At 39.9% G+C, this 9,419-nt stretch carries 13 protein-coding genes and 2 pseudogenes; all 15 read left to right on the top strand.

The window, feature by feature from the left end; genetic code table 11:
• Positions 1-1,401: polymorphic toxin-type HINT domain-containing protein (locus tag MH117_RS26325; protein ID WP_239334091.1), on the top strand; the 1,401-nt coding region annotated here is incomplete at its 5' end.
• 209 nt (positions 1,402-1,610) lie between these two features.
• A pseudogene (locus MH117_RS26900) lies at positions 1,611-1,724 on the top strand (CPCC family cysteine-rich protein); the annotation flags it as partial.
• An 883-nt stretch (positions 1,725-2,607) separates the two neighbouring features.
• Entirely contained in the window at positions 2,608-2,823 is a 216-nt protein-coding gene (locus MH117_RS26315; RefSeq protein ID WP_239334079.1) for a hypothetical protein, read from the top strand.
• Between the two features lie 115 nt (positions 2,824-2,938).
• Positions 2,939-3,595, top strand: coding sequence for a transposase (locus tag MH117_RS26310; protein WP_239334077.1), 657 nt, complete (start codon positions 2,939-2,941; stop codon positions 3,593-3,595).
• A 45-nt stretch (positions 3,596-3,640) separates the two neighbouring features.
• The gene (locus tag MH117_RS26305; RefSeq protein ID WP_239334075.1) at positions 3,641-3,895 is read left to right on the top strand and encodes a hypothetical protein; all 255 of its coding nucleotides are present in this window, start codon (positions 3,641-3,643) and stop codon (positions 3,893-3,895) included.
• A gap of 461 nt (positions 3,896-4,356) precedes the next feature.
• Positions 4,357-4,917, top strand: a complete 561-nt coding sequence (locus tag MH117_RS26300) for a hypothetical protein (RefSeq protein WP_239334073.1) — start codon at positions 4,357-4,359, stop codon at positions 4,915-4,917.
• A gap of 375 nt (positions 4,918-5,292) precedes the next feature.
• Complete coding sequence (locus MH117_RS26295) at positions 5,293-5,604, top strand: hypothetical protein (protein ID WP_239334071.1); 312 nt, start codon at positions 5,293-5,295, stop codon at positions 5,602-5,604.
• Positions 5,605-5,616: 12 nt separating this feature from the next.
• Entirely contained in the window at positions 5,617-6,354 is a 738-nt protein-coding gene (locus MH117_RS26285; protein WP_343224490.1) for a polymorphic toxin-type HINT domain-containing protein, read from the top strand.
• Between the two features lie 20 nt (positions 6,355-6,374).
• The gene (locus MH117_RS26280) at positions 6,375-6,776 is read left to right on the top strand and encodes a DUF4258 domain-containing protein (protein ID WP_239334067.1); all 402 of its coding nucleotides are present in this window, start codon (positions 6,375-6,377) and stop codon (positions 6,774-6,776) included.
• Between the two features lie 12 nt (positions 6,777-6,788).
• Positions 6,789-7,034 carry a DUF1871 family protein gene (locus tag MH117_RS26275; protein WP_239334065.1) on the top strand — a complete coding sequence of 82 codons (246 nt, stop codon included), beginning with the start codon at positions 6,789-6,791 and terminating at the stop codon, positions 7,032-7,034.
• 369 nt (positions 7,035-7,403) lie between these two features.
• Positions 7,404-7,529 carry a hypothetical protein gene (locus MH117_RS26650; RefSeq protein ID WP_275444874.1) on the top strand — a complete coding sequence of 42 codons (126 nt, stop codon included), beginning with the start codon at positions 7,404-7,406 and terminating at the stop codon, positions 7,527-7,529.
• A gap of 12 nt (positions 7,530-7,541) precedes the next feature.
• Entirely contained in the window at positions 7,542-7,775 is a 234-nt protein-coding gene (locus tag MH117_RS26270) for a polymorphic toxin-type HINT domain-containing protein (RefSeq protein WP_239334063.1), read from the top strand.
• Positions 7,776-7,788: 13 nt separating this feature from the next.
• Positions 7,789-8,259, top strand: a complete 471-nt coding sequence (locus MH117_RS26265; protein WP_239334061.1) for a hypothetical protein — start codon at positions 7,789-7,791, stop codon at positions 8,257-8,259.
• 15 nt (positions 8,260-8,274) lie between these two features.
• Complete coding sequence (locus MH117_RS26260; RefSeq protein ID WP_239334059.1) at positions 8,275-8,688, top strand: hypothetical protein; 414 nt, start codon at positions 8,275-8,277, stop codon at positions 8,686-8,688.
• Positions 8,689-9,192: 504 nt separating this feature from the next.
• Positions 9,193-9,419: pseudogene (locus MH117_RS26255) on the top strand (hypothetical protein); the annotation flags it as partial.

The raw sequence follows: 9,419 nt of genomic DNA, 5'->3' as shown, positions 1-9,419 counted from the left end.
TATTACAATGAGGACAAACGGATCGTAGCTGAGGCTGTGATCGAAGCAGATGGCAAGCCGCGTATCCTCTATGTGTACATTTACGATACCAATGGAGCGATTATTGGTCGGCAGGACGCTGCAAGCGGCAAGGTACAGTATTACCAGCTCAATGGGCATGGAGACGTTGTTTCTCTGACAGACGATCAAGGCTCTAAGTTAAATGAGTATCGATACGATATTTGGGGTCTGCCGCTGGAAAGCAAAGAAACAGTACCGAACATTTTCGGATATGCGGGAGAGTATTGGGACGCGGTATCAGACCTGCAATACCTGAGAGCGCGCTGGTATGACCCAAGCATGGGCCGTTTTATCAGTGAGGATAAAAATCAGGGCAAGATCGAAGAGCCAGATACGCTGAATCGGTATACGTATGTGGAGAACAACCCGTTAAATGGTGTGGACCCAACGGGAGAATATCGGTTGGAGTGTGCATTTCAGTGTTTTTCCGCAGGAACCAAGATTCAAACAGATGAGGGCTTAAAGGCCATTGAGGATATCCAAGTCGGTGACAAGGTACTGGCAAAAAGCGAGGAAACAGGTGAGACGGCGTATAAAGCCGTGGAAGAGACCTTTAATCGCACAGCCGACGAAGTGTATGTCATCGAAGTGAAACAAGAAAAGATTACAACGACAGAAGAGCATCCTTTCTGGATTGTAGACAAAGGATGGGTGGAAGCTGGGGATCTGTCAGTAGGCGATAAGCTGGTAGATCGGGATGGTCAGGAGTACCCGATTGAAAGCATTACGGTAAGAAAAGAACCAACGAAAGTATATAATTTTAGAGTACAGGGATATCACAATTACTTTGTAACGGATTTGCGGATCTGGACACACAACTGCGGCGGTGGGGGTGGAGGCAGAGGAATTGGTTCTTCTACATCCAACACCATTTATAGCAGTCCTGGTAATGTGAGTAGAGGAAGTAATCTTCTCACGAAGAACGTTCCAGTTCCGGATGTCTATCAGAAGCTGATCAGGGATCAGTTCAATTCTTTTAAAGCACCTAAGGGGACGGGTAATGCTAATCAACAGGCAGAATCCTTATGGCGACCAACAGAGAAGATAGCTGATCTATGGAGTAAGGGAAAATTAAAAACGCACTATCATAAGCATGGCGATGAATTTGGAGCAAAATCTTCATCAGAATACTCTGATATGGCTCATGAGTTTGCTACTAGAAAATCTGATAGGATTATACAAGTTAAGGATGGGGCATTTATATATAGATATGAGCCGTCTACTAAATCTATATTCGTAGGGACTGATATAGGAGGTAAAATAAAGTCATTTTATAAATGGGATGGTCGTCCTGATGATGCTGTAATCTTAACATTAAAAGGAAAGGGATTGATTAAATGAAAAATATATCTAGAGAAAATACCTTTAAATTAATATGCTCAGTACGCGATATTGTTGAAAAAGAGATAGGTTTGCCAAAGTATTTTGAAGAAGATTCTTCGAAAATCAACATGGAATTAAGTGAGGTGGATTTTCAAGGTGTTAGTAATGGGTTTTTATCAGAAATAGTTTATGCTATTACTGGATATGAAGTTGAAGTTATTGGTGAAGTGGAAGAATTATTTTCTTGCCCTTGTTGCGGTTTTAAAACTTTAACAGAACTTTATGATAGAATTGAAGGAACAGGTTATGAGATTTGTCCATACTGCAATTGGCAAGATGATGGAACTTCGGACATAAATTCTTATAGGTCTATTAATAAAGGCAGCATAGTAGACTATCGCAATGAACTCCGCATAAACTCCAATAAGTACTATACAAACAAATGGCTAGATGGGAAAGGCTAATGTTTATCTAGCAGATGTTCCAAAGTAACCTTTTGCATGGGGAAATACAACTGTTAGTTAAATTATTTTTGGTGGGGGCTACCCAGTGTTGAATGAATCTATCATTCATCCATGAACACAACTAACCCATGTAATGCCCGAATGAAGATTTCGTCATTTTGTTTGTACGCACATCAAATGCTTTAATTTTATAACCTAAATAACGCTATTCCGTTACAAAAAAACAGGTCGATTATGGTCATATACCACCATGATTGACCTGTTTTTTGTTATCTTCGTTTTCTTGCGGTTTTTTCAAATTTACTCGCAACTGTAGAATACTCCGCCCCGATAAGGAGGATGAAAAGGCAATGCAACTTTTAAGATGGATGACACGACCATTACTAGTAGGGGCGGCAAATCGAATAATTCGATTTTGTCCCCAACAGAACTGAACATTATAGCGATAGTTATGACGAAGAAAGCAATTTGGTGACGACCAGTTTACATAAAGAGTAGGTCATGTGGTAAGGCTAGCCGCCAACTCCCTCATTTCTATAATACAAGCGACAAACCCGTCAAAAGCTTTGCCAGTGGGGGAACGCATGAATAACGTGCAGCTTTCCATTGACAAAGTTGCTATTGAATATCATGGAGTGACGGTGAACTTCTACAATCAAATCGCCTGTCTTTTCGGGACTGGTTTGATGTTAAGCCTGTCATTCGTCATAAAGGTTATGTTTACCATTGGAATTTAGGAATGGATGATGCTTACCTGTACTTGCGGTATCAACCGTGGTGGCAGAAGAAATCAAGGAAGTACACGCTTCAAATTGAAACCCATCTTGACTATCTGGTGAAGTTTCGCACGTTGCTTGATGCACTATACGGACATTTTCAGGAAGTTTATTTCAACCGATGCGAGTTGGCTTATGATTTCCCATTCCCGATGGGCAATGTATTTCTTGCTTCAAATACGGGGCGGGGCGGAACATGAATGTTTATGAAGGAACTCGCTACTTTGGCAGGAAAGAAGAAAGCAAAGACCATGCATTCTGTCGGAATTATGATAAAACAGCCGAACGGCTATGTAAAGGGGGGAGAGGACGAGGGTGGAACTGGTATACAAGCCCGACGAGAAAATACCAATTGATAACATCATTCAGTATCCGCCCAAGTTCAATGACTACTACACGTGTAGCATTATTGGTGACTTGCAAGCTGTTCGAGCGGAGAAAAGAGCCATGATACTAGCAATACAACATTGCTTAATGACTCCCGATGAACTCAGCAAGCATCACCGAGCATCAATAAAGGGAATCATGTCCTCACAGCAACTCGTTGATTTTGATGCTCTTGCCTTTTGGGAGAAGTATCCTGCACCGCATCATCTGTCAGCGGTGGGGGCGGAGGAATTAGCTGAATACCTTCGCAAAGCAAGTCATAATACCTGTTCCACTCGTAAGGCGGAAGAAATCTTGGAAGTCGTCAGTCAAGATGGAGCAACCGAACGTAAACTTCAAGAACATCGAGATTTCTTAGTCGTTAGTATGGTTCATGATATGCGGAGAAGTCGGGAACTCACCAAACAAGTTAAAGAAGAACTTCGGAAGGTGATAGTCAAGACAGACTATAAGCTAGCGTCGATGGATGGAATCAACATCGTCACAGCGGCAGAACTAGTGGCTGAAATTGGAGACGTTCGTCGCTTCTCTAATACCGACAAGCTAGCCCGATTCGCCGGAATCGCTCCTGTCCGATTTAGTTAGGGAGGGAAGGGCAAAGACCAAGCAAGTGGACAAGGCAACCGAGTCATGAAAAGCATCTTCCATAACCTAGCTGTTCAGCAAATCCAAGTTGCCAAAGGAAAGAACAAGAAACAGCGTAATCCGCTCATGTACGAGTTCTACCAACGGATGCTAGCAGAAGGCAAGACGAAGAAACAAGCGCTCATATGCGTCATGAGAAGACTAGTGAACATCATCTACGGTATGATGAAAAATAAAACTGAATACAGGGCGGCGAGTCCTCTAACGGAACTCAAGGCAGGACGATATAATAGGTGGTAATTGGAAATCAGTTGCCACCTTTTCTATATGAGATTTTAAGATTACAACTCAGGGTACGGGTAAAGTTCCCCAGAGAATATATGAGCCTAGCCCTAAACATGACCCTAAAAGTGGATGGGATAGTCCAAATCCAATTCAAGATGCTAAAGCAGGGCAAGATTTATTGGATACAGGTATTCATCTTCAAAGAACAAGCAACTTTACAACATTTATGAGGGGAAACTAATTAAATTTCAACCGGATGGAGAAAAGGGATGGCATCCATATGCAGTTGCGAATCCTGCTAAGGAAGTACCTGCTGATGTTTTAAGGCAGTTTCTTAAAGATAATAAGATTACAAAAGTGGAATACAATAAGTTATTAAAAAACAAGTGAGGTGCTTTATTCTGAGGAGTTTTGGAGACAAGAACACATTTTCTATTCAATATGAGTTTGGATCAAACCCCTTTAATGAGAGTAGTTTGACTGGCGAAACATGGGGAAGGTTTGAATTATTTATTCATGGGGGAGATATCTGCCAATATAAGAGAGAGAATAGCGTAAATATATATCAATGGAATTTGATATATATTGTTGAATGGTTTAGCGAAAATTTAAAGTATATTTTGAATGATGAACTATTTCCTCTTCCTGTTGAAGGACGAAACGCACTAGAGATCTTGAATAACTGTATGTTGTTTGAATCAGACCATGATGATGAATTTGATGCTTGGTTTGATACGAAGCAAGAATGGGAGTTTAAACACTCTTGGTTTTCAAATAGAGCAGGTTCTTTTTTGCCTGATGTATTTTTCAGAAGGGTTAACGGTGAATTAGAGATTGCTTGGGATAATGAATCAACCTACTCTTCAGAAGGAGTTACTTTTATTAATCCAACTGGAACTGTATATTTACCACTCAATATATTTGAATCCACTATCAAGAATTTTATTGAAGATTTCTTAAAACATATTTTTCTGAATTCTAAAAACAGGTGTGATGTAGAAGAATTTCACAAAAAAATAAAGAACTCCATTAAATAGTTGTGCTTTTCTATGGATGTTATCCAGTGCTGGATGTATCTATCCATTCAACTAGTACACATATAACTCATAAAAATACAGATTGAATTTAGATTGTTACTGCAAGCTCATACAATACAAATAACAAACCAAACACTTATAATTTTGACAAACATACTTGAGGAACTACTACTAGCTCTCTCCAACTTGAATCGTGAGAAGGAAAGGGCTAGTTTTGTATGCCCAAAATCAAAGGAGGACAAAACGAATGGAAAAACGTGAACAGGTATTGGCAGCAGGGTTGAAGTAACAGCAACCAGCACAGGATGCACGGTCTATTACAAGACTAGCAACTCCTAGACAGTTTAGAGCGAGAAGCCCTGAGTCAGGTAACTTGTGAAGTACGATTATTGGAAAAATGGGATTGTGGCGAAGCGTCAAGTGGCTGGGGCATTTGCGGCCAACATGCAATATGAGAACGACAAGCTGTCCCAGATTCAGTACGATAAGGGAGCGCAGTCCTTAAATCATTTCAAATACGAGTACGACCTAAACGATAATGTGATGTCTCGTAACGAGAACAACTATGTGACGAATTTCAGCTATGCGCCGCTGGGTCAGGTGAAGACGTCAAGTGAGTTTAACGAACGTTATACTTATGACGGGTGTTACAATCGCCTGACACGAGCAAGGCTCCAAGTTAAATGAGTATCGCTAGATATTTGGGGTCTGCCGCTGGGAAGTAAAGAAACAGTACTGAACATTTTTGGATATGCGGGAGAGTATTGGGACTCGGTATCAGATCTGCAATACTTAAGAGCACGCTGGTATGACCCAAGTATAGCCCGTTTTATAAGTGAGGATAAAAATCAGGGCAAAATTGAAGAGCCAGATACGCTGAATCGGTATACGTATGTGGAGAATAACCCGTTAAATGGTGTGGACCCAACGGGAGAACACCGGTTGGAGTGTGCATTTCAATGTTTTTCTGCAGGAACCAAGATTCAAACAGATGAGGGTTTAAAGGTTATTGAGGATATCCAAGTCGGAGACAAGGTACTGGCAAAAAGCGAGGAAACAGGTGAGACGGCGTACAAAGCCGTGGAAGAGACCTTTAATCGTACAGCCGACGAAGTGTATGTCATCGAAGTGAAACAAGAAAAGATTACAACGACAGAAGAACATCCATTCTGGATAGAAGGAAAAGGATGGGTGGAAGCTGGGGATCTGTCAGTAGGCGATAAGCTGGTAGATCGGGATGGTCAGGAGTACCCGATTGAAAGCATTACAGTACGAACAGAACCAACGAAAGTATATAATTTTAGAGTACAGGGATACCACAATTACTTTGTAACGGATTTGCGGATATGGACGCACAACTGCGGTGGGGGGGATTCGGCAGGGCAGGAGCAGGATCTTCTACATCCAGCACCATTTATAGCAGTCCTGGAAGTATAAGCCGAGGCAGCAATTTGGCTGTGAAGAACGTGCCGATTCCAGAGGCTTTTAAGCAGCAGTTGCTAAAGGACCCGTTTAATTCTTTTAAAGCTTTTAAGGGGACGGGTAATGTTGCGAAAATTGGTGATAGCTTTGGAAAAGCAGGAATACTTGTGAGAAATCCTGAAATTAAAATTGAATGGTCTAAAGTCTCTTCTCACGGCTTGGAAAGAATGGCTGAACGTGGAGTAACGAGGTCAATGGCAGAGTCTTGGGTTAAGAACGGAAAAGCACTTTCTCAAAACAACGGGAGCAAACATTTATACTTCTCCAAAGAAGGAGCTGCAGTTGTTGCCAATGATGGAACGCTTGTAACAGTAATTCCAAAGAGCAAGTTTGATGATGCGTACAATTTACTCTCAATATCCCTATTTGGTAAATAAGTGAGGATCTACATGGATAATAAAATTATTGAAATAATCAACAAATGGAATCCGATTAAAATATATCCCTTGTTGCAGGATGAGTATCATTTTGAATCCAAACATATTATGAAGGCAGCTGTAAATTCTGAATCAGTTGAAATACTGGCTAAAGAGATTTTTAATATATTTAACCAATGTTTTGGAAAAGAGTTCACTACGTCCCTCGAAGAATGCGAGGTAATAGCAGAAGAGATACTAAGATATAAGATTGAATAATAACAGATAATTAACCATGAAAGTGAATCATACCTTTCAAGTTTATTATTTTAGAGGGTACCAAGTATAGATTAAACCAAAATTTTCAAACAGTATATCTAATTAATGCTTGGACGTTACATTTAAGAGATTAATTATGGTCATATACCACCATAAATAATCTCTTTTTTTGTTATTCTCGTTATTTTATAGGTTTTGAAATAAATGCAGCTTCATAGATTACTATGAATTAATTTACAAACACGTATATTGGGATTTCTTTCGCGAGTTTCATAAAAGAACTTATCACTTGTATGGAATCGTGATGATGGTCAGCAGGGATACAGATTCAAACGGACGAGGGCTTAAAGGTAATCGAGGATACCAAAGTTGGTAGGTGAGACGGCGTATAAAGCCGTGGAAGAAACCTTTAATCGCCCAGCCGATGAAGTATATGTCATCGAAGTGAAGCAAGAGAAGATTACGACGACAGAAGAGCATCCATTCTGGATATAAGGCAAAGGCTGGGTGGAAGCCGGGGATCTGTTAGTAGGCGATAAGCTGGTAGATCGGGATGGTCAGGAGTACCCGATTGAAAGCATTACGGTAAGAAAAGAACCAACAAAGGTATATAATTTTAGAGTACAGGGATACCATAATTACTTTGTAACGGACTTGCGGATATGGACGCACAACTGCGGTGGGGTGGGGGGGATTCGGCAGGGCAGGAGCAGGATCTTCAACATCCAGCATCGCTTATAGCAGTCCTGGTAATGTGAGTAGGGGAAGTAATCTTCTCACGAAGAACGTTCCAGTTCCGGATGCCTATCAGAAGCTGATCAGGGATCAGTTCAATTCTAGTCATGCTTTTAATAAGGGAACGGGACAATCTGCTAATAATTTCAAATGGGGGAATCCTAAAAGTACTCCCACGTATGGTCATGCTTTTTCAGAGCACGGTGTTAAGAAAAAGCCAAATCAGCTTATAGATAGAGCCAAAGGAAAGGGGCATCAAATCGGCCAATGGCTCGATGAGAAGAGTGCAGCAGATTTTCTTGCAGGGGTGGCGAAAAAGGGCCCTGGTGTTTATGAAGTTTCGCTACCATCATCTATTAAATCAAGAGGGTACTTGCCAAATGGGACTGACATAAAACCTGATATGGTTAGAGTGATAGTGAAAGAGAATGGAGGAATTAGGTCTGCTTTCCCTTACAGCAGTGCTCATCCTTCAGGAATAGGTAAATAAAAAGGAGAATTAATCATGGAGAATGAATACCCGGAATATGTTACGAAGAGTGCTATTGAAGGTCTTGTAAAGAAAGTCAAATTACCTGCTCCTGATGAATTTTCACAAGATTGGGAATTTGAAGTGTCGGACTCTTCAAGAATAACCGAATTCCTATACGTCTATGAAAATATAGATTTAAACAAAGACGAAAAATTCGCTTTAATGATTATTATTATTTCATCATTCAATGATGCTATAGTAGAAGGAAAGGCTCAGGAGAATTCAGCTAGCTTAATCAGATATTATCTCCTTCAGGATATCGGTATTCATAAGAATACTGTTTATTATTGGTCGATGTTGGATGAGGATGATCTGGAAATTTGTCATGCTGTATCATCTTTCATGAGAGAGATTGCATTTATCGCCGAATTAGATGGTCAAGACTAGAGTTATTAGATGGGAATTAATTTACTAGGTTTACAACTCCAATTATAAGATCGTACAATACAACCAATAAACACTAAATAACTTGACAAACATACTTGATAAATTTTCAAAAGCTCTTTCCAACTTGAACCATTAGTAGGAATGAGCTTTTTTACATGTCCAAATTCAAAAAAGGATGAAATGAATGGGAAAGCGTAAACAGTGAAATGAGCCTCGAGGATATAAGAGTGATGATTCCGAAGGGGGACTCCTAATACTTTCAATTCTACCGGACACTCTCAAAAGGGGAAAAGTAAACATTCACTTTACCTGATAATCAAACAGTGATTATTCGATGGCATTCACCAGACCCTATAGCGGCAAGCAAATATCCAGGGTCAGCTTCAGGTTCGAGATGGACTGCACAGATAAAAATCGGAAATAAACAGCTAAAATCAGACGGAACATGGACAAAAAAATCAATCTTTAAATGAGGTTCATATTCCAATAGAAGGGAAATAAAATATGGATATAAATGAAATTGAAAATCTACCTGATAGAATACCAACTGGAACACTAATATCAATGTTTCAAAATGCATTAGAACAATTTAAAAATAATAAAATTGAAAAAGATAGCTTTTTATTAATCATTAGTCAACTAACAGACAGGCAAGTTATGACATACGAGTTATTAAGAAGTGATATAAGAAGTGATATTGATAGAACTCTCTCTAGAATATGGAATACAGA

Source organism: Paenibacillus sp. ACRRX (assembly GCF_022346885.1).
Taxonomy (GTDB): domain Bacteria; phylum Bacillota; class Bacilli; order Paenibacillales; family Paenibacillaceae; genus Paenibacillus_B.
Note: the sequence above shows the minus strand (reverse complement) of the source record. Positions and strands in the feature narration are given on the sequence as shown.

Coding starts and splice junctions, on each gene's coding strand:
- MH117_RS26305 (WP_239334075.1), top strand. CDS start 3,641: ATGAAAAGCATCTTCCATAACCTAGCTGTTCAGCAAATCCAAGTTGCC.
- MH117_RS26275 (WP_239334065.1), top strand. CDS start 6,789: ATGGATAATAAAATTATTGAAATAATCAACAAATGGAATCCGATTAAA.
- MH117_RS26260 (WP_239334059.1), top strand. CDS start 8,275: ATGGAGAATGAATACCCGGAATATGTTACGAAGAGTGCTATTGAAGGT.